This is a genomic window from Exiguobacterium sp. KJ 601 (genome assembly GCF_027161185.1).
Classification (GTDB): Bacteria; Bacillota; Bacilli; order Exiguobacteriales; family Exiguobacteriaceae; genus Exiguobacterium; species Exiguobacterium profundum.
Genome location: NZ_JADHZG010000001.1, coordinates 1672550 through 1694429 on the forward strand (window position 1 = coordinate 1672550; position 21880 = coordinate 1694429).

Consider the following 21880-nt stretch of genomic DNA (forward strand, 5'->3'; position numbering starts at 1 on the left):
ATGGTTAGGCTTCGAGACGCAATAATTCTTGGCGGTACTTCTCTAACCGATGCTTGCTAGCCTGAACTGTAGCATCATCTTGTGACGCCATCGCATCGAAGAGGGTTGCCAATTCATAATCAATCTCTAAGCGCAGCACCGGGATCCGTTTTTCTGCGTCTTTTCTTTTGAATGCCTCAATCACTTGTTTCATAAGATGCCACACTCCTTTTGTTGGGCTACAAGTTACGGTTTAGTGAGTTGAATTGAGTATATCAGATAAAATTCGAAAAAGAAAGAGAATTGTCTGACTATTTTGAATTTTTTATCTTAATGGATATATTCCCAATTCCGAGGTCCCTAAACCTGATTCGGTGTTAATGAACTGTACCCGATTTATAGGAGAAATAACAAAAAAGCATGCCTGAATTTGCTCGGGCATGCTCGGTCTTACAGTTTAATCATTTTACTCGAGGACTTCATTGCCGCCTGAACCGTACGATATGTGGAATAGCCCGTCTGCTCGTCGTGAACCGCGTTCAGTTGTTTCTCCTCCGACTTAGATGTTACGATTTGCTTGAAGGCACGATAGGAATCGAGAAAAACCTCTCGTTCGACTCCACCTTCATTGGCTTGTGCGACAACGTTATAAAACTCGACGACTTCAATCAATTCGTCTGTCGTCCAATCCGGATTGATCGGATAGTTAATTTGCATATTGTTTCACCTCGACACCCATTGTAACAACAAAAAAAACTATTGCAAGTTGAGCCAGAAATCTCTATAGTTTTTTTGTTGCTTCTTTTTTTAAAAACAACATATATCATAACGATACTATTCATCTTATAAATAAACTGATTCAAGGGGGATTTACGATTGAAATTAAAAGGTGCTACTCAGCTCGAAACGCCACTATTTGACACGTTGCTTGAACATGTCGACTCAAACCCGATTGCGTTCCACATTCCTGGTCATAAAAGCGGAAAAGGGATGGACCCAGAGTTTCGTGACTTTATTGGTGAAAACGCCCTAAAAATTGATTTGATTAACATTGCCCCACTCGATGACCTCCATCATCCAAAAGCGGCAATCGCTGAAGCGGAACGCTTGGCGGCAGAGGCGTTCCGTGCTGACGAGACCTTTTTCTCCGTTCAAGGGACATCGAGTGCTATCATGGCGATGATCATGGGTGTCGTTGGCCCGAACGAAAAAATCATCGTGCCACGGAACGTCCATAAATCCGTCATGTCCGCGCTCGTCTTAACGGGTGCCCACCCGGTCTTCATCCATCCGGAATTTGACGAAACATACGGCATCGCCCACGGAATCACGGCTAGTGCCGTTGAACGCGCGCTTGAACTTCATCCGGACACGAAAGCCGTACTCGTCATCAACCCGACTTATTTCGGGGTCGCAGGTGATTTAGAGCGTATCGTGTCTGTCGCTCATGAGCAAGACGTTCCTGTACTTGTCGATGAGGCACACGGCGTTCATCTCCCTTTTCACGATGAACTTCCGCTCTCGGCGATGCAAGCGGGAGCAGATGTGGCGGCGACGAGTGTACACAAGCTTGGTGGTTCAATGACAGGCAGTTCGATTTTGAACGTACGCCGCGGTCTCGTCTCGCCAGAACGAATTCATGCGATGCTTTCCATGATTACAACGACTTCGACGTCCTACTTGCTCCTCGCTTCTCTCGACGCGGCACGTCGACAGTTAGCGACAAAGGGACACATGATGAATGAACGTGCACTTGAGCTTGCGAGAACGGCTCGTACAGCAATCAATCACATGCCGAACTTATCGGTATACGGTCATGCCGAGTTGCATTCTGAATCGACTTACGCGCTTGACGAAACGAAAGTACTCGTATCCGTGCGTGAACTTGGGGTAACTGGATTTGAAGTCGAGAAATATCTTCGCGACAAACACCGCATCGAAGTCGAGATGTCCGATTTATTGAATGTTCTCTTCATCGTCACATCAGCGGACGACGAATCAACGATTCAAGCATTGATTGAAGCGATGCGAGATGTCGTTTCTGTTTACCAAAAGTCTGGGAACGACTCATTATCCATCATGCTCCCAGAGATTCCACCACTTGCGCTCAGTCCTCGTGATGCGTTTTATGAAGAGACGGAGACAATTCCTCTCGAAAACGCAGTCGGGCGTATTTCAGCGGAATTCATCATGGTGTATCCACCAGGAATTCCAATCATCATTCCAGGTGAATTGATTACGACGTCGACACTCGAATACATCATGGCCAACATTGAAGCGGGTCTTCCCGTACAAGGTCTTGAAGATGAGTCACTGCAAATGATTAAAGTCATCCAACAAACAAAAGCGATTCGCTAAACAAAAAATGAGCCGGTCATCATGACCGGCTCATTTTTTATGTCATCTCAGAAAAGGTGGCTGTAGATGATCGAATTGCTTCCCCTAGTGCCTATTATAAGAAAACGCTTACATTTTTTCAAGTATCAATTTCTTCAGATGCTTGTGTTTTTTCGACCAAGCAAAGTCGTAAAAATTTAGCGACGTGCTCTGTGTCGTTCAAGTTGATGCCAAGCATCGGATACAATTGACGCGGCTCTTCTAGGGCATGCAAATCAAGAAGGGCCGATTGACCCGTTTGCATACAGACGACTAACACCTTGCCCATGAATTGCTGTGTATAGACGAAACCAAAATCATAACGGGCGGCTTCTGTTTCAATCCCCGTAAATCGGACCCGACTCGTCTCGGACACGGTATACAATAACTCCTCATCGAATGCCATCAGGATTCCCTCCCTTCTCTCTTAAGTATTTTCCTTTATACTACTAGTATGAAACCTAAGGAGAGAATGACAATGAAGATTGATTATGCAACAGAGGTAAACGTAGAAACTCTTGTCCAGTTCATGCACAATCTATGGCCAGACGCCCCCATTGAAGAATTACAAATGGAAGTCAAACTCGGTCTCGCCTCAAAAAAGATGCATTATTTCATCGCATCTAATGAACATGAGGAGGCAGTTGGTTTTTGTCAGCTCAGTTTCCGGCATGACTATGTTCCAGGTTCTAGTACATCCCCGACCGCCTATGTGGAAGGAATCTATGTCAGTGAATCAGAGCGCCATCGAGGTGTCGCCTCTCGTTTGGTCGATGCTGCGTCGACCTTCGCGGTCCGTCACGGTTGTATCGAACTGGCATCGGATACCGAGCTTGAAAACGAGGACAGTCAACGCTTTCACGAGAAGGTCGGATTCAAGGAAGTCGAGCGTGTCGTCACCTACATTAAAAACCTCTCCCACGAATCGTGAGAGAGGTTTTATTGACGAACTTATTTTACAACGTGGATTGGCATACCCATTGCAATTTCAGCAGCTTCCATAGCCATCTCACCGAGTGATGGGTGAGCGTGGATTGTAAGTGCGATATCTTCAGCAGTCATACCAGCCTCGATTGCAAGGCCAAGCTCAGCAATCATATCTGAAGCGCCCGTACCCGCGATTTGAGCACCGATCAAGAGACCGTCCTCTTTGCGTGTGATGAGTTTCATGAAGCCGTCTGGCTCGTCAAGTGCAAGTGCACGACCGTTCGCTGCAAATGGGAATTTCGAAACTGTGATTTCGAGTCCTTCTTCTTTTGCGAGTGGCTCTGTGTAACCAACCGTTGCGAGCTCAGGATCTGTGAAGACGACTGCAGGGATTGCAGAGTAGTCGAGGTAAGCTGGCTTACCTGCTGCTGCTTCCGCTGCGATTTTCGCTTCGTAAGATGCTTTGTGTGCAAGTGGTGGTCCAGGAACGATATCACCGATTGCATAGATGTTTTCGTTCGATGTTTTACACTGGTCATCGATTTCGATGATTCCGCGGTCGCTGATTTTAACGTCCGCGTTCTCAAGACCGATGTCACCTGTGTTTGGACGACGACCAACTGTGACGAGGACATAGTCCGCTTCAACAGATTGCTCTTCACCGTTTACTTCAAACTTAACAGTTACGCCGTCTTCCGTTTCTTCAACACCTTTAGCAAGTGCATTCGTGTGGATCGTGACGTTCCCTTTTTGCTTGAGTTTCTTCTTAACGATTTGCGTCATTTGTGGTTCGAAACCAGACAAGATGTCGCTAGCGCCCTCTACAACGACAACTTCTGTATCGAAGTTAGCGTATGCAGTACCGAGCTCCATACCGATGTATCCACCGCCGATAACGACGAGTTTCTTCGGTACTTCAGGAAGTGCCAAAGCGCCAGTTGAAGAAAGGACGCGTTTAGACCATTTGAACGATGGGATCTCGATTGGTGTAGAACCAGTCGCGACAATCGCTTTTTTAAATTTGTAAGGAGTTGAGCTGTCTTCAGTGATGACACGAACTGTGTCTTCAGACGCGAAGAACGCTTCACCTTGAACGATCTCGATTTTGTTTCCTTTGAGGAGACCTTTAACACCGCCAGTCAATTTGTTAACGACTGACTGTTTCCAATCTTGAACTTTTGTGAAGTCCACTGACACGTTGTCAGACGTGATTCCCATTGAATCATGACCTTTAGCGTGTTGGAAGTTGTGTCCTGCTGTGATCAACGCTTTCGATGGGATACATCCGACGTTCAAGCAGACACCACCGAAGTTGCCTTTCTCAACGATAGTTACTTTCATTCCGAGCTGTGCGCCACGGATTGCGGCAACGTATCCACCAGGACCGGCACCGATGACAAGCAAATCAGTTTCTTGTGCGAATTCTCCTACTACCATGTTCTTATCCCTCCATCATTAGAAGTGCTGGGTCTTCGAGCAAGCGTTTCACCATGTTAAGAGCGTTTTGTGCAGTCGCACCGTCGATGAGGCGGTGGTCAAAGCTGAATGAAAGTGCAAGTACTGGCGCAGCAACGATTTCACCGTTCTTCACGACAGCTTTCTCAGCGATACGGCCGATACCGAGAATCGCAACTTCTGGGTGGTTGATGACAGGTGTGAACCATTGTCCACCAGCTGAACCGATGTTTGTGATTGTGATCGATCCGCCTTTCATGTCTTCCCCAGCGAGCTTACCTTCACGAGCTTTACCTGCAAGTTCGTTAATGTTTGTAGCAAGTGCATAGATTGATTTACGGTCTGCATCTTTTACGACTGGTACAACGAGTCCGTTGTCCGTGTCAGCTGCAATCCCGATGTTGTAGTAGTTTTTGTAGACGATTTCTTCGTTCACGTCATCGATTGAAGCGTTGATTGTTGGGAATGCTTTCGCTGCAGCAGTCAATGCTTTCACGACGAATGGCAAGTACGTGAGTTTCACGCCTTGGTCAGCCGCGACTTGTTTGAAATCTTTACGGAGTGCAACGAGTTTTGTAACGTCGACTTCGTCCATGAGTGTAACGTGTGGTGCAGTGTGTTTCGAGTTAACCATAGCTTTCGAGATGGCTTTACGGATTCCACGGATTTTCTCACGTGTTTCAAGTTCAGGAGTCGCTGACTCGTAAGGCTTGATTTCCGTTTTCGCAGCAGCTGCTGGTGCTACAGATTCTGTTTTCTCTGTTGTAGCTTCTGCAGACGGTGCTTCGCCGTTCGCGAATGCATCGATGTCTTCTTTCAATACACGGCCGTTGTCGCCAGAACCGTTGACTTCACGGATGTCGACACCTTTTTCACGTGCATATTTACGGACAGATGGCATAGCGATAACACGCTCAGATTTGTGAAGTTGAACGTCGCGTGGCGCGTCTTCTTTCACATCTTCTTTTACGTCTTCTGTCTTCTCTTCTGCTTTCGGTTGTTCAGGTGTTTCTTCTTCACCTGCTGGTGCGTCGCCTTCGATGTCAAACGTAATGAGGACGTCGCCGACTACTGCAACTGTACCTTCAGAAACTTTAACTTCTTTGACTGTACCGTCGACTGGAGCTGGGATTTCAACGACTGCTTTGTCGTTTTGTACTTCTAAAAGAACATCGTCCTCTTTGACCGTATCCCCTGCTTTTACGAACCACTTGACGATTTCACCTTCGTGAATACCTTCACCGATATCTGGTAATTTAAATTCAAATACTGCCACTGGTTTTTCCTCCCATCAATTCATCATGTAAACACGACAAGGGAGACAATTCTCCCTCATCGTTTATTCGACACGATCTTAGAAGTTCACAACTTCCTTAACTTTTGCAACGACATCTTTATGGTCAGGTAACCACATGTCTTCACCTTGTGCGAATGCGAAGACTGTGTCTGGTGCAGTTACTCGAAGAACTGGTGCTTCGAGGTGAAGAATTGCGCGCTCTTGAATTTCAGTTACAACGTTCGCTGCGATACCTGCTTGACGTTGTGCTTCTTGAACGACGATCGCACGACCTGTTTTCTTAACAGACTCTACGATTGTGTCGATATCAAGCGGGCTCACTGTCATGAGGTCGATTACTTCAACGTTGATGTTTTCTTTTTCAAGTTCTTCCGCTGCTTTAAGTGAAGTATGCACCATCGCACCGTAAGTGATGATTGAAACGTCTGTACCTTCACGTTTCACATCTGCTTTACCGAGTTCGATTGTGTAATCACCTTCAGGTACTTCGCCACGGAATGAACGATACAATTTCATGTGCTCGAGGAACACGACTGGGTCGTTGTCACGGATTGACGCAATCAACAAACCTTTTGCATCGTAAGGAGTTGATGGAATAACAACTTTAAGACCAGGTGTCTGAGCCATCAAGCCTTCAAGGCTGTCCGCGTGAAGCTCAGGTGTCTTAACTCCACCACCGAATGGTGAACGGATTGTGATTGGTTGGCTGTAAGCGCCGCCTGAACGGTAACGCATACGTGCCATTTGAGCTGCGATTGAGTCGAAAACTTCGAATACGAATCCGAAGAATTGAACTTCCATAATCGGACGGAATCCAGTAAGACCTAGACCGATCGCAAGACCACCAATCCCTGATTCAGCGAGTGGCGTGTCGAAGACACGATCTTCGCCGAGCTCGTCTTGGAGACCTTCCGTCGCGCGGAATACCCCACCGTTTTTACCAACGTCTTCTCCGAAAAGAAGTACTTTCTCGTCGCGTTTCATTTCAACGCGCATCGCATCAGTAATCGCTTGGATCATTGTCATTTGAGCCATAACTTACTTCGACTCCTTTGCAGTATATTCTTCAAGCTGTTCTTTCAAGTTTGAAGGAAGTTCTTCGAACATGTTGTTGATGAAGTCCGAAACTTTTTGTTTTGGTTCTTTGTCTGCTTGGCTGATTGCTTCTTTCACGTCAGCTTTCGCTTGCTCGATCACTTCGTTCTCCATGTCTTCGTTCCAGAGTTTCTTATTCTCAAGGAAGAGACGGAAACGTACGAGTGGATCTTTTTCTTGATATTCTGTGTCGAGTTCTTTTGTACGGTAACGTGTTGGGTCATCCCCAGCGAGCGTATGTGGTCCGTAACGGTAAGTGAGTGACTCGATAAGTGTCGGTGTTCCCTCGAGTGCGTCGACGCGAGCTTGTTGAGTCGCTGCGAGCACTGCAAGAACGTCCATTCCATCTACTTGAATTCCGTTGATTCCAGCTGCAACAGCTTTTTGCGCGATCGTTTTAGCTGCAGTTTGCTTTTCAACAGGAGTTGAGATAGCGAAACGGTTGTTTTGAACGACGAAGATTGCTGGTGATTTGAATGCACCTGCAAAGTTCAATCCTTCGTAGAAGTCACCTTGTGATGAGCCACCGTCACCTGTGTAAGTAATGGCGACATTTTTGTTGCCGTTGCGTTTGAGGCCCATTGCCACACCCGCAGTTTGAATGATTTGTGCACCGATGATGATTTGTGGCATCAATACGTTGACACCTTCAGGGATGCGGTTTCCTGCCACGTGTCCACGTGAGAACAAGAACGCTTGATAAAGCGGAAGTCCGTGGAATACAAGTTGCGGGATATCACGGTATCCTGGAAGGATCCAGTCCTCTTTGTCGAGCGCGTATTGCGTCCCGATCATCGTCGCCTCTTGACCTGCCACTGGCGCGTAGAATCCTAAGCGACCTTGACGGTTAAGTGAGATGGCGCGTTGGTCCCAGATTCGAGTATAGACCATGCGGCGCATGAGTTCCTGAAGTTGCTCGTCCGTTAGGTCAGGCATTGCGTCTTGGTTGACGACCTCACCCTTCTCGTCGAGAATACGGAACGTTTGGAAGTTTTCTTCCACGTTTTGAAGTACCTGAACGTTGTTCATTCGTTTCACCTCATCCTTTCAACTATGAGACAATTGTCTTTTTTGTGATCAAACACTATCTCAAATCTTACGTGTATCTGTCCAAAAAAGCAATCTGTATTAACGTGATTCAGAAAAGTTATCCTCTTCTGCCGTTTCCTTGTTAGTATAAAACGGGTTGTTTCAATAACGCAAAAAATATGCTTACCGAAATAAAACGCTTACATTCAAGGGATATGACATCCTTTTCACCACTGTATTATTTTCATTTCACCTTCTGTACCATCCACATTCCTTCCTGTTTAAATATGATATAATCAATCATATATGTTTGATAGAAAGGAAGTTGTGTATGTTAACCATGAAAGATGTCATCCGCGAAGGAGACGAGCGACTTCGCGCGCGCTCAATTGAAGTACCGATTCCGCCAACGACAGAAGATTTGGCGTTACTCGACGAGATGGAGACGTTTCTTGTCAATAGTCAAGACCCAGAGATGAGCGAGAAATACGAGTTACGAGGTGGTGTCGGAATCGCCGCACCTCAACTCGGTGTAAATCGCCGTTTCTTCACAGTCTTGCTACAAGAAGAGGAAGAGACGTTTAAACTCTCCATCTTCAATCCTAAAATTACAAGTCATTCTGTCGAACAGACATTTTTGAATGGCGGCGAAGGCTGTCTATCGGTCGATCGCGTGGTCAAAGGAAATGTACCTCGTTTTCGTCGAATCACGTTAGAAGGGTTCGACCGCGACGGGAAGCCGATTAAGCTTCGTCTGCGCGGAATGCGCGCTGTCGTATGTCAGCACGAGCTCGATCATTTAGATGGGATCATGTTCTATGACCGCATCAATATGTCGAACCCGTTAGAAACATACGGCGAACCGATTTAACATGTTTAGATCGAGAAAAAGGGCACTGTTGTTACTATTCCCATTTTTATTTCTTTTAATCGGTGGATGTGTGCGAATCAATTATGATGCGACTGTTCACTATGACCAATCTGTTTCGCTCGAAACGACTTATGCGTTCCGTGATCATCCTGTCATGAAATTGCTCAATCTCAGGCTCGACTGGGATACTTGGAAAGAGCAGGCGGAAGAAAACGGATATGAAACAGAAGATTATTCAAGTCCTGATGACTACGAAGGCATGGTCTTAAAGAAGACATTTAAAAATGTGGACGAGTTGCAACAGATTAAAGAGGAATGGAAAACGGGACCAGCCGGTATTTTAGTCCCTCCGGATATTCAGTTCGACATCGAACAACAGGAAGGCATTTGGTTTGATTCATATACACTCCAAACCAATCTCGACCTCCGACTCGATCGTGTCGACTTACCCGGCGTCGAACTAACCGGCTCCCCCAAAAAATTGGCTGAACGATATATCCGCCAAGCCGACATTCGCTTTAACTTGACTGTTCCGACCGGCGTATTCGTTGAGGATGGAACTGGCCTAGACCTCCGTTCTATGAAACATGTCGAGTGGCAAGTCTACGGCGGTCGGCAAAATAACGTGAAGCTAGTTGCCCATTTACCGAACGTCAACGCTTGGATCGTGACGGGAATCGTTCTGATTGCAGCGGCCGTATTGACTTACTTCATTTGGCGCAAATATCGTCGGAATGTTGGCAACCCAAAAGAGACATCCATTCGTTCACGTCTCCTCGGACTGTTGATCGTCTCACTTTCACTCGCTCTCATCATCGTCACCTTCCGACAAGAGTTGACAAACGAGCGTCAATCCGAGGCGATTCGCCAAGCTTCTCAAACGAATGAGTTTATTCCTACGTTTGCAGTTCATGGTTTACTCGGGACAGACCGGACGTTTCTCCGTTTCTCTCAAGCGATGGAACAAAGTGGGCAAGCGACTGACGGAGCACTTTGTACCGTGACTGCCAAAGGCAAGGCCGACTGTGAAATATATGATTTTAGTTCAACTCGCCCGATTGTCCGAATCGAGTTCGAAGATGCAGAGGCTTCTTTGAACAATCAGACAAAGTGGTTGAATACAGCCATTGAAACATATAAAAAAACGAGAAATCGATCATTCGATCGGATGTATATCATTGGCCATAGCATGGGTGGCGTAGCCGCTGCCAACTATATCTTGAATCAAGAGACGTACATCGTCGATAAGTTTGTAACGTTCGATAGCCCGTTCGGCGGGACACGCCTTGCGAACTTCGGATTATCTGCCAGTAACTTCGGCATTAACACCGGAAGCCCTGCCATCCGTGATTTGTCCCCTAACTCAGACGGACTGCAGGCATTCCAGTCTAAGCTTGAGACATGGCCGAGGTCCGTTCAGGTACTCTCCTTCTCTGGACGAGGCGGTGAATTCAATTTGATTGAGCCGGCGAGTTCTCTGTTACTGGAAGAGTATACGAATAACATTCAGACAGAAACGGTACCGTACGACCATTTCTCGCTTCACCGTAAAAGTGACGTTTTGAAAGAGACTGGGAAATTCTTATACGAATACACGAATGAGTTTAATCCAATCGAGACGAACTAACGTCAAAACAGCTATCCCCAAATTTTGAGGATAGCTGTTTTTTAATAGGTCATCGTCCATGTGACTTTTTGGAGCCAATACATCATATACTTTCCGATTGGGAGATCCGTTTGAATCTCATCATACGCTACCGTATACGTGCCATTCTCATTGTTCCATAGACGATTAAAATACTCGTCCACTTCATCAAAGAAGGCTGTATCCACTTCTCCTGTCACTTCGACGTCTGCCTCTAGGTTGTAATCGTTCATGTTCCGGGTCGTATAGTTCCCCGATCCTAAGACAACGGTTTTCTCCTCACCCTCCACATACAGGATTTTTGGATGATATTGTTCCTTGGCGACATCATACCAGCGAATCTCGATTTGCTCCGGGTTGACGGTGTTCAGTTCTGCCGTCACCGGTAAGTTCGGTAACCCTGATTTCGATCGACCGAAGGCATTCGTGTTCGGATCGAGGATCAAGTTCACCTTCACCCCGCGCCCGGCGGCATCCTCGATTGCTTGGATAATATTCCGATCTGCCAAATAGAACATTCCGATCCAAATGGTATCTCCATCGTCCGCCCCATTCATTGCATCGAGCACCGACTCTTGAATCTTCCCTTCCGTGACATAACGAATCTCCATCGGTGCCTCGCTCGGCGCATTTTCAATCTTCGACAACGCTTCATCATCTGGGAAGCGCCGTGCATCCCCTTTAGAGAACGTCGCGACCGCTTGCTCACCTTCAACGATTTCTTTTAAAATCGGTCCTTTTAAATGGACACCGACATTCGAGTGGTATCCGCTAGCGTCATGTGGATTGGCGGATAGTACAAATCCCTCATTTTCAGTGACCATCACCTTCCGATGGTTCGCTTTGATGTTGAGCAACCTTAAATAAGCACGAACCGTAATGTCCGGTGCCGAAGAGCCCATCGGATTCGGTAACCAGCCGGATTGACTGTCCCCGAACCATTGAAGCGCCATTCGATAAAACGTGGAGTAAAGAATATTTGGGTCACGAAGTTCGTCGAGATTTGTGTACACGACTTCAACCCCTGCCTCCTCCAGTACATCGAAGTGGTCGGAAACGTGCCCGTTATAAGTCGTATTGATATCGTCTGTAATAAAAACGACTTTCAAGTCCGGATATCGCTCCATTTGCTCAAGCAATGCCGATGACAGGCGCGATGTGATGTCAGGATATTGTCGGTCTTCATTCGAATAAGGATTGAATAAGAAAAAGTCCATGACGATGTATTCCTTTGCCTCACGTATTGCTCGTTCAACTTCACTAAATATCTCTTGTTCGACAATCTCCGTATCTTCCCCTTGATAGGTCAAATCGTGGAGAAAATCGATTTGGTCATCTGTGATGAGATATGGTTCAGATTGTCTCGACACGCCTTCCGGTAATGGTTTGACTTGATGATATACGAGCGTGATGAGAAAAATGACCGCTACGATTGCAGATCCCCATTTCAGCCACCCTTTCTTCCCCTTTTCCTTCGCCATAAGCTCCCCCTCCTCATTTGCTGGTGAAAAAAACGAGCCGTAGTCTCCTACAGCCCGTCAAATCATACTTCCATAATAATCGGCAGGACCATCGGGTGTCTCCGCGTCTTTTGGGCCAAATAAGGTGTGAGGGTGTCTGAGACGAGTTGTTTCATCTCCGACCACTTCATCTGCTTATTGGACAATCCTTGTTCGACGGTTTTCTTCAACAATCGTTCGCCGTCACGAATCAGACTACCTGATTCACGCATATAGACGAATCCACGTGAGATGATATCTGGTCCTGAGACGAGTTTGCGCGTCTTGCCATCGATGCTGATGACGACGACAACGAGTCCATCTTCAGACAGAATTCGGCGATCCCTTAATACTATATTCCCGATATCACCAATTCCATTCCCATCGATATACACAGCGTTCGCAGAAATTTTGCCAGTGACCGCAGCCGACTCCGAGTCGACAGCAAGCACTTCACCATTATCCATAACAAAACTGTTCTCTTTCGGGATTCCTACCGATTCAGCAAGCTCAGCATGCTTTTTCAACATGCGGTACTCACCGTGAATCGGCATGAAGAATTTTGGATTCAACAGACGAATCATCAATAACTGCTCTTGTTGCGAACCATGACCTGATGTATGAATGTTCGTCAACTTACCGTAGACAACATCCGCTCCCGCTTTATACAACTGGTCAATCGTCTTCCCGACGGAGATGGCATTTCCTGGGATTGGAGAAGAAGAAAAGATGACCGTATCCCCAGGAATGATTGACACTTGACGGTGCGTCCCATTCGCAATACGGCTGAGCGCTGCCATCGGTTCCCCTTGCGAGCCGGTACAAAGAATCGCGATTTCATTCGGGTCGTAGTGACGCATCTGATTCGCCTCAATGATCATACCCTTTGGCACGTTGATGAAACCGAGTTCTTGTCCGATCGTCATGACTTTCTCCATCGAACGACCGAAAATCATGAGATGACGACCTGTCTCGGCACACGCATCGACCACTTGTTGCAAGCGATAGATGTTCGATGCGAACGTCGCAAAGATGATTCGACCATCCGCTTTCCGGAACGTTTCACTAATCGTCCCACCGACAACACTCTCACTCATCGTGAAGCCTTCCACTTCTGCATTTGTTGAATCGGACAAGAGACAAAGTACGCCTTCTTTTCCGATTTCCGCCATCTTGGCAAGGTCTGCCGGCTCGCCTACCGGAGTGAAGTCGAACTTAAAGTCACCCGTATGGATGATGTTCCCTTGTGGCGTCTTGACGACGACACCGAGTGAGTTCGGAATCGAGTGCGTCGTGCGGAAGAACGAGATGCTCGTCTTACGGAATTTGATGAGTGAATCCTCATCAATCTCATGGAGCTCCGCCTCACGAAGCAACCCATGCTCCTCAAGTTTAACTTTGATCAATCCGAGCGCGAGCTTCGTCGCGTAAATCGGCAATTGCACTTGCTTCAATAGGAATGGAATTCCCCCGATGTGGTCTTCGTGACCGTGAGTGATGAATACCCCTTTTACTTTGTCCTTGTTTTTAATCAGGTACGAGTAATCAGGAATCACATAGTCGATTCCAAGCAAGTCATCCTCTGGGAACATGATTCCCGCATCGATGACGATGATTTCATCTTGGAATTGAACAACATATGTGTTCTTCCCGATTTCTCCGAGTCCGCCTAATGCGAACACGGCTGTTTGGTGGTTCTTAACAAACTTCATTTAATCTCTCCTTACTTCAATTATTAATACATCTATGTGAAACATAAGTGATTCTCGAATATGCCCGTAAGATTCTTTTTTCATTATAGCTCATATCATGACAATATTTCACTAACGATGTGATATTCGTGGTAGTTTCCCTATTTCGTGTTATCCTTTTAGTGGGTTCAGAAAACATATTTTTTAGATAAAGAGAAAGAATGGTGAATCAAATGGAAGATCAAAAGGTTGTTTTCTTCGACATTGACGGCACGCTTTTACATGAAGGTAGTTATATACCGCCTTCCACGATTTCAGCAATTCAAGCACTTCAGGCAAACGGCGTCGAGACGTTCATCGCGACGGGACGGGGACCGGCCATGCTATCCGACATCCCAGAACGTGTCCGGATTGATAGTCTCGTTTGTTACAACGGTCAGATTGTCGTGCACAAAGGTGCAATCGTCTATCGTAACACGCTCTCGAAAGATGCACTCGATCGCTTGACGACGCACGCTTCTTCAAATGACCATACACTCGTCTATTTGGGTCAGGACCGTGGTGGTGCTTCAAGACCGAATGACGCCATCGTTGAACAATCGCTCGGCGAACTCAACATGCCGATCCCTTCATTCGAACCGAACTTTCATACAGAAGAAGATGTGTATCAGACGTTACTGTATTGCACGCCTGAAGACGAGCATCATTACATCAATGCTTATCGTGAGTTCGATTTTATCCGTTGGCACCCTCATGCGATGGACGTGATCAATAAAGGAGCCAGTAAAGCAGACGGCATCCGTCACTTTATTGAGACCAACGGCTACCGTCTTGAGAATACGTATGCTTTCGGAGATGCATTGAACGACTTGGCCATGCTTCAGTATGTAGGGACAGGAATCGCCATGGGCAATGGTCGCACCGAAGCGAAAGACGTGGCGGATTTCGTCACGAAATCCATCCTTGAAGATGGAATCGAGTACGGCCTAAAGGCGATGAAGCTCATCTAAAAAAGACCCTTGGAGTCAAACCGTCGAGTTGGATCAATCGATTCAACGATCGCGGCATCGCTCCAAAGGTCTTTTCTTTTATCTCGAACGAAGTGTGCGCTCTAGTCGATCCAAATCGGTATCCTTCCCGATGATGATCAGGATATCTTCCGATAAAATCATCTCATCCGCTTGAGGAGAAATCAGGACATCGTCATCGCGACGAATCGCGACGATGTTCACCCCGTACTTCGCTCGCAAGTCCAAATCGATGAGGGATTTGTTCGATAACTTGTCCGATGCTTTAATTTCGACAATCGAATGTTCATTCGATAATTCGAGGTAGTCGAGGATACTTTGGCTCATCAATCCATTGGCAATTCGAACGCCCATATCTCGCTCAGGGTGGACGATGTTATCCGCCCCGATTCGACGGAGTACTTTTTCATGGTAATCGTTCGTCGCCTTGACCGTGATGATTTGGACACCGAGTTCTTTTAAAATCAACGTCGTCAAAATGGAAGCTTGAATATTCTCCCCGATGGCGACGATCACATGTTCAAAGTTACGAATCCCTAAACTCTTTAACACATTCTCATCTGTTGTATCGGCAATCACCGCATGGGTTGCCAATCCCATAAACTCATTGACACGTTCCTCATCTGAATCGATGGCGAGGACGTCATATCCATTTGAAGACAATTCTCGGACGATCGACCCTCCAAATCGTCCTAACCCGATGACTGCAAATTCACCTGTCATGATGCTACATCCCTTTCCTACACATGTTCTCTTCTTGATTCTTCGTTCAGTGTAACTGATTCCACTTCAAAACTCTATATAAAAAACAAAACGGGATTCCCTTCAAATAAAGGAAATCCCGTTCTTGTCATTATGCTTTTCCACTCGAGCGTTTCCCTCGTACGTAGTCGTTGTCGAACAAGAACAAACGGAGCAAGAGATAGAGCGCTGGAACGAGTAGGAGCAACCCTAAGATGAATACGATGACAAGTGCCACCGCCATCGACTCGTTGACGACACTTCCATTAATGTCGATATACGGATACAGGATGTATGGCAAGTGAGAGTATCCGTAGCCGAACCATGCCATGAAGAACTGACCCATGACCATCAAGAAGGCAATCCCGTAATTTCGTTTCATATACACGAAGGAGACGGCGATGACGAAGAACAAGAAGCTCATCGCAAACCACCACCAGTTCCCTCCTAGGATGCTTTCGTAGTGCCACGCAGCTTGTGACTTCAACCCAAAGAAGACGAGACCCGATGCGATAATTGTCGGGACGCTCCAAAATAGAGCCCATTTCCGAACGAGTTCGACGGCATTTTGGTCACGTGCCTTGTCCGCGTAGAACAAGAGGAACATGGCGCTAATATAGAGGACGGAGACAATCGCTAAGATGACGACCGTCCACGAGTAGAAGTTGGTGAACAACTTCGCCCCGTCAAAGAAGACACCGTTCTCTGTCTCCGTGATGAAACCGCCTTGGCTGACAGTTAAGACCGTCGACATCGAAGCTGGGATGAGTAATCCCGTCGCCCCATAGAGGAACATATAGAGCGTGCTCTCCTTTGACCCATAGTTAGCGAACGCATAGAAGCTACCACGAATCGCAAGCAAGATTAACACGACAGACGCTGGAACGAGCAAGGCCGTACCATAGTAATAAGCAGTGTCCGGAAAGAATCCGACAATCCCGACAAAGAAGAACACGAAGAATACGTTCGTGACTTCCCATGTCGGTGACAAATACCGTTTGACGAGACGGTTCACTAAGTGATCACGTTTCGTATAGCGGCTATAGAAAGCGAAGAAGCCTGCACCGAAGTCAATCGATGCGACGATGAGGTAGCCGTATAGAAACGTCCATAAGACGGCAATCCCTAATTCTTGAATTTGCATGTCATATCCTCCGATCACACTTCATCCGCAAACATCGCTTCACCACGATGCTCGGATTGTTTTAGTTCTTTTCCTACCGGATTCTCTTTGAACAGGCGTGATAGGACAACCACAGTCACTGTTCCGAGTACCGCGTAGAGGATCGCGAAAGCGACAAGCATCCAACCGACGTTCGCTGATGTCGTAGCTGCCTCACTCGTACGCATCAACTCATATAACGCCCAAGGTTGACGACCAAACTCAGCGAAGAACCAACCAAACTCAATCGCCGCCATGGCAAGAGGTCCACCGGCTGCAATCGCAAAGAGCATCGGCTTGCTGAACTGGTTCAAACGTTTAATATATCGTCCGAGTACGAACAGGAAGGAGATGAGCGCGAGAAGCATCCCAATTCCGACCATCGCATCAAATAGATAGTGAACGAAGAGCGGCGGTTGATCTTCTTTCGCAAATTCATTGAGACCCGTCACTTCATAGTTCGGGACACCACCTGCAAGAATAGAGAGGGCGTAAGGAATCTTCAAGGCGCCTCGAACTTCATAGCCACCTTGCCCATCATCTTCTAACCATCCGCCCAAAATCAATTCGGCCTCGGAGGAGGTTTCGAAATGCCATTCTGCAGCTGCTAATTTATCTGGTTGATACTGAGCCAAATATTTACCTGAGAAGTCACCGACAAGCGCTGTCGCGATCGCAAAGATCAAAGCGACCGTCATCGTCAGACGAAGACCTTTCTTATGATACTCGATTGACATCTTGTCGAGTTGATTTCGGCGTTGACGTAACAACTGAACGGCTGCGATCGCAGCTAGAATGAACGCGGATGTTAAAATAGCCGAAGTCAACACGTGTGCCATTTTCGTCGGCATAGCCGGACTGAACATCGCTTCGAGCGGGCTGACATTTGCCAATCGACCATCGACAATATCAAACCCTACAGGCTGGTTCATAAAACTGTTTACCGTTGTGATAAAAAACCCTGAGAACAATGCACCGACGGCAACCGGAATCCCGAGGAGCATGTGGTGCCACGGATTTTTAAATCGATCCCACGTGTACAAGTAAATACCAAGGAAAATCGCTTCAAAGAAGAAGGCGAACGTTTCCATGAAAAGCGGGAGCGCAATCGTTTGACCCGCAACGCGCATCAAGTTCGGCCATAGGAGTGAAAGCTGCAGACCGATGGCCGTACCTGTCACAACCCCAACTGCTACCGTCACGACATAGCCACGCGACCAACGGCGAGCCATGAGCGTGTATTTCGGGTCTTTTTTACGTATTCCTAAAAATTCTGCCAATAAAATTAAAAGTGGAACCCCGACGCCGAGTGTGGCAAAAATCACATGAAAACCTAATGTGAGTGCCGTCAATGCTCGACTCATCAGGACAGGATCTTGAAACATCTATTGATTACCTCCTATCTCTCTCTATCGCTTCGAACCCATGTATGAAACGACAATCACAGATGAATACCCTTCGATACTTACATCATAATGATTTTATATTGCGCTGTAATGTCTCAATGCTCGAGTTCGCAAAATGTTCACATTTGAGCAATCGCCACAAAATCGTCGCTTTACATGAATAAATGTTTCCCTTTTTCACCCTCGTTCACTCCTTTTCGGGCACACTAAAAGCGGACTCAATCGAGACCGCTTCGTGTTATTGAATCATGACATTACGGAAGTAGTGGTCGAATAAATCGATGGCTACTTCAATCGAACGTTCATCCGGGTTGAGTGTCGATTGATGAAGTCCTGATCCCATATCGTTCACTCCTAACCAAACCATGAATCCAGGGACCTGTTTCAACATATATCCAAAATCTTCACCCGTCATGGCAGGGACACACGTTTTATAAGAATAGCCGACCTCTTCCACCGCTTCCTCGAATTGATAGAGGTAACGTTCGTCATTGACGACCTCGTGATAGCGATTACCAAATTCAAGGTCAATCTGAACGTTATACGTCATCTCGACACCGGCAATGATTTGACGAATCCGGCTTTCAAGCACGACCATTTCTTTGTCGGACAATGCACGGACCGTCCCATCCAATTTGGCCGTATCAGCGATGATATTTTCTTTCGTTCCTGCTGCGACTTTTCCGATACTGACGACCGCACTTCCCATCGGGTCAATGTTCCGTGACACAATCGTTTGCAGTTGCATGATGAGAGCGGCCTGAACGATGACAGCGTCAATTCCCGCGTGAGGGAAAGCACCATGCCCCCCTTTTCCGTGAATGGTGATATGAAGCTCTCGCGCACTCGCAAACAACACGCCCGGTCTTGAAGCGACCATGCCGACAGGATATTCAGGCGCGACATGCAAGCCGAACAGTGCATCCGGCCGGAAGTGATAGAACAATTCTGATTTCGCCATCGGTTCGGCTCCTCCCGGGCCCTCTTCGGCCGGTTGGAAAAAGACGACAAGGTGATGGTTAAGCGGTTCCTCGACCGCTCGTTTAATTAATCCAAGTGCGATCGACATGTGCACATCATGTCCGCATGCATGCATCATGCCTTCGTGAATCGATGCGAACTCTAGCCCCGTCTCTTCCGTGATGGGCAGTCCATCCATATCGGCCCGATATCCAATCGTCTTCTCACCGACGAGACCATCTACCCGGACGAAAAGACCTGTTCGCCAGTGTGTGATGTGAACACGTGGTGAATCGAGCGATCGAATCAATTGCTCAAGTGTCGCTTGTGTTTTGAACTCTTCATATCCGGCTTCCGGAATTAAATGCAGCTGTCTTCTCGCTTCAATTGCCCAATTCATCATTCAGTCTCCTTCGTAATTTCTTCAACGATCTTCCAAAACGCTTGAACTTGCGCCAACTCCAACATCGATTCTGTAGAAAGCATCCACGTGTCCCGGACGAGTGGCACACCACCCGACGACGTCAATGGAATCTTATTCATCTCATTCACATCTTTGATGGTCGATTCAGGGAGAATCGCGAACCCGATTCCGTGTAACGCCATCTGTTTGCATGTCTCGATTTGATCGACGACCAGCGTCGTCAGAGGTGGACTCGAAAACCGTTCCTGCCACCACTCTAATATTTCCTGGTAATAAGTCGAGTCACTCTTGAATTGAATAAACGAGCGCTCATTGTTTTTTAGTTGGGAGAGGTCGGTCATTTTTAGATCGACCAAATGCAAGGAATCGGAGAACAACTTCATCCGTTCTCCTCGCCAATCAGGATTCCCTCGAATGATTCCGATATGAAAATTCTCTTCGAGCATATAACGCATCATTTCGCTCGACCATCCGGTGACCAATTTGACACGGACAGACGGATAGCGTTCAACGAACGTCTTCAATACCTTGGGTAACCAATATTGTCCCATGATGGAGGCGACGGCAATTTTCAACGTCCCGTACACTTCCCCTTGGTTGGCAGTCAGTTCACCCCTCAGTTCTTGTTCTTCGCTGTACATCTTTTTGGCGAACTCGATGATTTTCTCCCCATCTGGCGTCAATGCGAGCCCTCTTGTGGAGCGAACGAAAATCTTCTTTCCCCACTGATGTTCGATGGTCACGAGCCGTTGACTGAGCGCTGGTTGTGAGACAAACAACCGCTCGGCTGCTTTCCGCATATTCAATTCTTCCGCAAGAATAATTAACACTTCTACTTCCGAAACTTGCATCACGTCACCTGTTTCTCTATCGTTTGAAAGATTGTATACTGAATAAGTATTTGTTTCAATGTATCATATCATGTTTAATCATCAATTTGATTGTTAGGAGGAAATCTGATGCAACGTCATCATTTCGCCTTTATCGTTGCGACCGTCGCGACGCTCGGCAGCCTTTATTTTTCAGAGATCATGCTCTTTTTACCTTGTAAGTTGTGTTGGTTCCAACGCATCTTTATGTATCCACTAGCCATCTACTACTTGACTATCATGTTGACTGCACGAGACGTCAACCGCTTGTTCGTAGGGATTATGGCCGGTGCCGGATGGTGTATCAGTCTGTATCACGTTATTTTAGAACGGATCCCGAACGGTGAAGCCTTCTGTACGAACGACTGCCTGATTCGTTGGGTCAACTATTTTGGATTCGTCACCATCCCACTCCTCAGTTTTATCGCCTTTACCTGCATCCTGATCGTTCAGTTCGTACCGCTTAAGAAAGCGTAAGACAACAAAGGAGAAGCTGTCTCGAGACAGCTCCTCCTTTTTTCATTGCCACCATTCGTCGTACAACGAGGCAGGCATGTGATGCTTGTGGCGTGAACGTTTAAAAATTGTCTCGATTCGCTCGGCGATTGTTGGGTCGATTGTCTTCCCTTCCAAATAGTCGTCCAGCTGATCATACGTCATACCGAGTGCGACTTCGTCAGGAAGTCCAGGGCGACCATCTTCAAGGTCAGCCGTCGGCACCTTATAAATCACACGCTCATGCGCTTCAAGTTCATGGAGAAGTGCTTTCCCTTGACGTTTGTTCAAACCGGTCAACGGTGTGAGGTCACAAGCTCCGTCACCGTGTTTTGTATAAAATCCTGTCACATATTCCGCAGCATGATCCGTTCCGACCACAAGGGCACCGAATGTTGCCGCGATATCGTATTGTGCCTTCATCCGCTCACGTGCCTTCGTATTCCCTTTATGGAAGTCACTCAATTCGAGACCCGTTGCACGGTTAAACGCTTCAACCGATGCGTCAACAGCAGGCTTAATGTTGACAGTGAACGATTTGTCCGGACGAATGAACTCAAGCGCAAGTTGCGCGTCATGCTCATCGTGTTGCTCACCATATGGCAATCTGATCGCATAAAATGTATACTCGCCACCCGTTTCTTCACGAAGCTCTTCCATGGCGAGTTGACATAGCTTTCCGGCAAGGCTTGAGTCTTGCCCACCTGAGATCCCTAGGACGAGTCCTTTCGCACCGGCTCGTTTCACATATGCTTTCAAAAAGTCGATGCGTTGACGAATTTCTTCTTTCGGGTTGATGGTCGGTTTGACATGTGTTGATTCAATGATATGTTGTTGCATGGATTACCCTCCCACTATGCTCTCATTTTGCTTTATTGTCTGATAATCCTTATACCCCGTCAACTAGCGTCTCAAAAAGAAAGACGGAAAC

Annotated in this window: 21 protein-coding genes; 6 read left to right on the forward strand and 15 right to left on the reverse strand. The window is 46.9% G+C overall.

Annotated elements, in window-relative coordinates; genetic code table 11:
• Positions 1 to 4: 4 nt before the first annotated feature.
• Entirely contained in the window at positions 5 to 193 is a 189-nt protein-coding gene (locus tag IRJ25_RS08600; RefSeq protein ID WP_015881266.1) for a hypothetical protein, read from the reverse strand.
• A 236-nt stretch (positions 194 to 429) separates the two neighbouring features.
• Entirely contained in the window at positions 430 to 696 is a 267-nt protein-coding gene (locus IRJ25_RS08605) for a UPF0223 family protein (RefSeq protein WP_031421520.1), read from the reverse strand.
• Between the two features lie 159 nt (positions 697 to 855).
• On the opposite strand from IRJ25_RS08605, the gene IRJ25_RS08610 reads away from it, so the two are divergent.
• Positions 856 to 2337 carry an aminotransferase class I/II-fold pyridoxal phosphate-dependent enzyme gene (locus tag IRJ25_RS08610; protein ID WP_269318101.1) on the forward strand — a complete coding sequence of 494 codons (1482 nt, stop codon included), beginning with the start codon at positions 856 to 858 and terminating at the stop codon, positions 2335 to 2337.
• A gap of 118 nt (positions 2338 to 2455) precedes the next feature.
• Here the strand turns inward: IRJ25_RS08610 and IRJ25_RS08615 are convergent, their stop codons facing one another.
• Positions 2456 to 2761 (reverse strand): DUF3055 domain-containing protein, encoded by a 306-nt coding sequence (locus IRJ25_RS08615; RefSeq protein WP_269318102.1) that lies wholly within the window; start codon positions 2759 to 2761, stop codon positions 2456 to 2458.
• A gap of 72 nt (positions 2762 to 2833) precedes the next feature.
• Between IRJ25_RS08615 and aac(6') the strand changes: the two genes are divergently transcribed.
• Positions 2834 to 3286, forward strand: a complete 453-nt coding sequence (gene aac(6') / locus IRJ25_RS08620) for an aminoglycoside 6'-N-acetyltransferase (protein ID WP_269318103.1) — start codon at positions 2834 to 2836, stop codon at positions 3284 to 3286.
• Between the two features lie 20 nt (positions 3287 to 3306).
• Here the strand turns inward: aac(6') and lpdA are convergent, their stop codons facing one another.
• From lpdA to pdhA, 4 genes are all read right to left on the reverse strand, one after another.
• A complete protein-coding gene (gene lpdA / locus IRJ25_RS08625) occupies positions 3307 to 4719 on the reverse strand; it encodes a dihydrolipoyl dehydrogenase (RefSeq protein ID WP_015881261.1) in 1413 nt (470 codons plus the stop codon).
• A gap of 4 nt (positions 4720 to 4723) precedes the next feature.
• Positions 4724 to 6013 (reverse strand): dihydrolipoamide acetyltransferase family protein, encoded by a 1290-nt coding sequence (locus IRJ25_RS08630; protein ID WP_015881260.1) that lies wholly within the window; start codon positions 6011 to 6013, stop codon positions 4724 to 4726.
• A gap of 78 nt (positions 6014 to 6091) precedes the next feature.
• Positions 6092 to 7069 (reverse strand): alpha-ketoacid dehydrogenase subunit beta, encoded by a 978-nt coding sequence (locus IRJ25_RS08635; protein ID WP_074034993.1) that lies wholly within the window; start codon positions 7067 to 7069, stop codon positions 6092 to 6094.
• A gap of 3 nt (positions 7070 to 7072) precedes the next feature.
• A complete protein-coding gene (pdhA, locus tag IRJ25_RS08640) occupies positions 7073 to 8158 on the reverse strand; it encodes a pyruvate dehydrogenase (acetyl-transferring) E1 component subunit alpha (protein ID WP_015881258.1) in 1086 nt (361 codons plus the stop codon).
• Positions 8159 to 8489: 331 nt separating this feature from the next.
• Here pdhA and def point away from each other — a divergent pair, with 331 nt between their 5' ends.
• A complete protein-coding gene (gene def, locus IRJ25_RS08645; RefSeq protein WP_269318104.1) occupies positions 8490 to 9029 on the forward strand; it encodes a peptide deformylase in 540 nt (179 codons plus the stop codon).
• A gap of 1 nt (position 9030) precedes the next feature.
• Complete coding sequence (locus IRJ25_RS08650; protein ID WP_441316664.1) at positions 9031 to 10656, forward strand: alpha/beta hydrolase; 1626 nt, start codon at positions 9031 to 9033, stop codon at positions 10654 to 10656.
• A 41-nt stretch (positions 10657 to 10697) separates the two neighbouring features.
• Here IRJ25_RS08650 and IRJ25_RS08655 read toward each other — a convergent pair whose 3' ends face one another.
• Positions 10698 to 12155 (reverse strand): phospholipase D family protein, encoded by a 1458-nt coding sequence (locus IRJ25_RS08655; protein WP_269318106.1) that lies wholly within the window; start codon positions 12153 to 12155, stop codon positions 10698 to 10700.
• A gap of 62 nt (positions 12156 to 12217) precedes the next feature.
• The gene (gene rnjA, locus IRJ25_RS08660; protein ID WP_269318107.1) at positions 12218 to 13885 is read right to left on the reverse strand and encodes a ribonuclease J1; all 1668 of its coding nucleotides are present in this window, start codon (positions 13883 to 13885) and stop codon (positions 12218 to 12220) included.
• A 200-nt stretch (positions 13886 to 14085) separates the two neighbouring features.
• Between rnjA and IRJ25_RS08665 the strand changes: the two genes are divergently transcribed.
• Positions 14086 to 14874, forward strand: coding sequence for a Cof-type HAD-IIB family hydrolase (locus IRJ25_RS08665; RefSeq protein WP_269318108.1), 789 nt, complete (start codon positions 14086 to 14088; stop codon positions 14872 to 14874).
• A 78-nt stretch (positions 14875 to 14952) separates the two neighbouring features.
• Here IRJ25_RS08665 and IRJ25_RS08670 read toward each other — a convergent pair whose 3' ends face one another.
• From IRJ25_RS08670 to IRJ25_RS08690, 5 genes are all read right to left on the reverse strand, one after another.
• Positions 14953 to 15615, reverse strand: coding sequence for a potassium channel family protein (locus IRJ25_RS08670; RefSeq protein WP_015881252.1), 663 nt, complete (start codon positions 15613 to 15615; stop codon positions 14953 to 14955).
• Between the two features lie 130 nt (positions 15616 to 15745).
• Positions 15746 to 16777 (reverse strand): cytochrome d ubiquinol oxidase subunit II, encoded by a 1032-nt coding sequence (locus IRJ25_RS08675; RefSeq protein WP_015881251.1) that lies wholly within the window; start codon positions 16775 to 16777, stop codon positions 15746 to 15748.
• A gap of 14 nt (positions 16778 to 16791) precedes the next feature.
• Positions 16792 to 18180, reverse strand: coding sequence for a cytochrome ubiquinol oxidase subunit I (locus tag IRJ25_RS08680; protein WP_074037383.1), 1389 nt, complete (start codon positions 18178 to 18180; stop codon positions 16792 to 16794).
• 259 nt (positions 18181 to 18439) lie between these two features.
• Positions 18440 to 19561: an N-acetyldiaminopimelate deacetylase gene (locus tag IRJ25_RS08685; RefSeq protein WP_074037384.1), complete on the reverse strand. Its 1122-nt coding sequence runs from the start codon at positions 19559 to 19561 to the stop codon at positions 18440 to 18442.
• Complete coding sequence (locus tag IRJ25_RS08690; RefSeq protein WP_074037386.1) at positions 19561 to 20436, reverse strand: LysR family transcriptional regulator; 876 nt, start codon at positions 20434 to 20436, stop codon at positions 19561 to 19563. Before IRJ25_RS08690 ends, IRJ25_RS08685 begins: the two co-directional genes overlap by 1 nt.
• 108 nt (positions 20437 to 20544) lie before the next feature.
• Here IRJ25_RS08690 and IRJ25_RS08695 point away from each other — a divergent pair, with 108 nt between their 5' ends.
• Positions 20545 to 20931 carry a disulfide bond formation protein B gene (locus IRJ25_RS08695; RefSeq protein WP_159562030.1) on the forward strand — a complete coding sequence of 129 codons (387 nt, stop codon included), beginning with the start codon at positions 20545 to 20547 and terminating at the stop codon, positions 20929 to 20931.
• 42 nt (positions 20932 to 20973) lie between these two features.
• Here IRJ25_RS08695 and nadE read toward each other — a convergent pair whose 3' ends face one another.
• Positions 20974 to 21789, reverse strand: coding sequence for an ammonia-dependent NAD(+) synthetase (gene nadE, locus IRJ25_RS08700; RefSeq protein WP_074037388.1), 816 nt, complete (start codon positions 21787 to 21789; stop codon positions 20974 to 20976).
• Positions 21790 to 21880 lie beyond the last annotated feature (91 nt).

Excerpts from the sequence above, each read along its gene's own strand:
- IRJ25_RS08680 (WP_074037383.1), bottom strand. The coding sequence starts at position 18,180 with ATGTTTCAAGATCCTGTCCTGATGAGTCGAGCATTGACGGCACTCACA.
- def (WP_269318104.1), top strand. The coding sequence starts at position 8,490 with ATGTTAACCATGAAAGATGTCATCCGCGAAGGAGACGAGCGACTTCGC.
- lpdA (WP_015881261.1), bottom strand. The coding sequence starts at position 4,719 with ATGGTAGTAGGAGAATTCGCACAAGAAACTGATTTGCTTGTCATCGGT.
- IRJ25_RS08665 (WP_269318108.1), top strand. The coding sequence starts at position 14,086 with ATGGTGAATCAAATGGAAGATCAAAAGGTTGTTTTCTTCGACATTGAC.
- IRJ25_RS08615 (WP_269318102.1), bottom strand. The coding sequence starts at position 2,761 with ATGGCATTCGATGAGGAGTTATTGTATACCGTGTCCGAGACGAGTCGG.
- nadE (WP_074037388.1), bottom strand. The coding sequence starts at position 21,789 with ATGCAACAACATATCATTGAATCAACACATGTCAAACCGACCATCAAC.
- IRJ25_RS08600 (WP_015881266.1), bottom strand. The coding sequence starts at position 193 with ATGAAACAAGTGATTGAGGCATTCAAAAGAAAAGACGCAGAAAAACGG.
- IRJ25_RS08655 (WP_269318106.1), bottom strand. The coding sequence starts at position 12,155 with ATGGCGAAGGAAAAGGGGAAGAAAGGGTGGCTGAAATGGGGATCTGCA.
- IRJ25_RS08650 (WP_441316664.1), top strand. The coding sequence starts at position 9,031 with ATGTTTAGATCGAGAAAAAGGGCACTGTTGTTACTATTCCCATTTTTA.
- IRJ25_RS08690 (WP_074037386.1), bottom strand. The coding sequence starts at position 20,436 with ATGCAAGTTTCGGAAGTAGAAGTGTTAATTATTCTTGCGGAAGAATTG.
- rnjA (WP_269318107.1), bottom strand. The coding sequence starts at position 13,885 with ATGAAGTTTGTTAAGAACCACCAAACAGCCGTGTTCGCATTAGGCGGA.
- IRJ25_RS08695 (WP_159562030.1), top strand. The coding sequence starts at position 20,545 with ATGCAACGTCATCATTTCGCCTTTATCGTTGCGACCGTCGCGACGCTC.
- IRJ25_RS08635 (WP_074034993.1), bottom strand. The coding sequence starts at position 7,069 with ATGGCTCAAATGACAATGATCCAAGCGATTACTGATGCGATGCGCGTT.
- IRJ25_RS08685 (WP_074037384.1), bottom strand. The coding sequence starts at position 19,561 with ATGAATTGGGCAATTGAAGCGAGAAGACAGCTGCATTTAATTCCGGAA.
- IRJ25_RS08605 (WP_031421520.1), bottom strand. The coding sequence starts at position 696 with ATGCAAATTAACTATCCGATCAATCCGGATTGGACGACAGACGAATTG.
- IRJ25_RS08670 (WP_015881252.1), bottom strand. The coding sequence starts at position 15,615 with ATGACAGGTGAATTTGCAGTCATCGGGTTAGGACGATTTGGAGGGTCG.
- IRJ25_RS08675 (WP_015881251.1), bottom strand. The coding sequence starts at position 16,777 with ATGCAAATTCAAGAATTAGGGATTGCCGTCTTATGGACGTTTCTATAC.
- pdhA (WP_015881258.1), bottom strand. The coding sequence starts at position 8,158 with ATGAACAACGTTCAGGTACTTCAAAACGTGGAAGAAAACTTCCAAACG.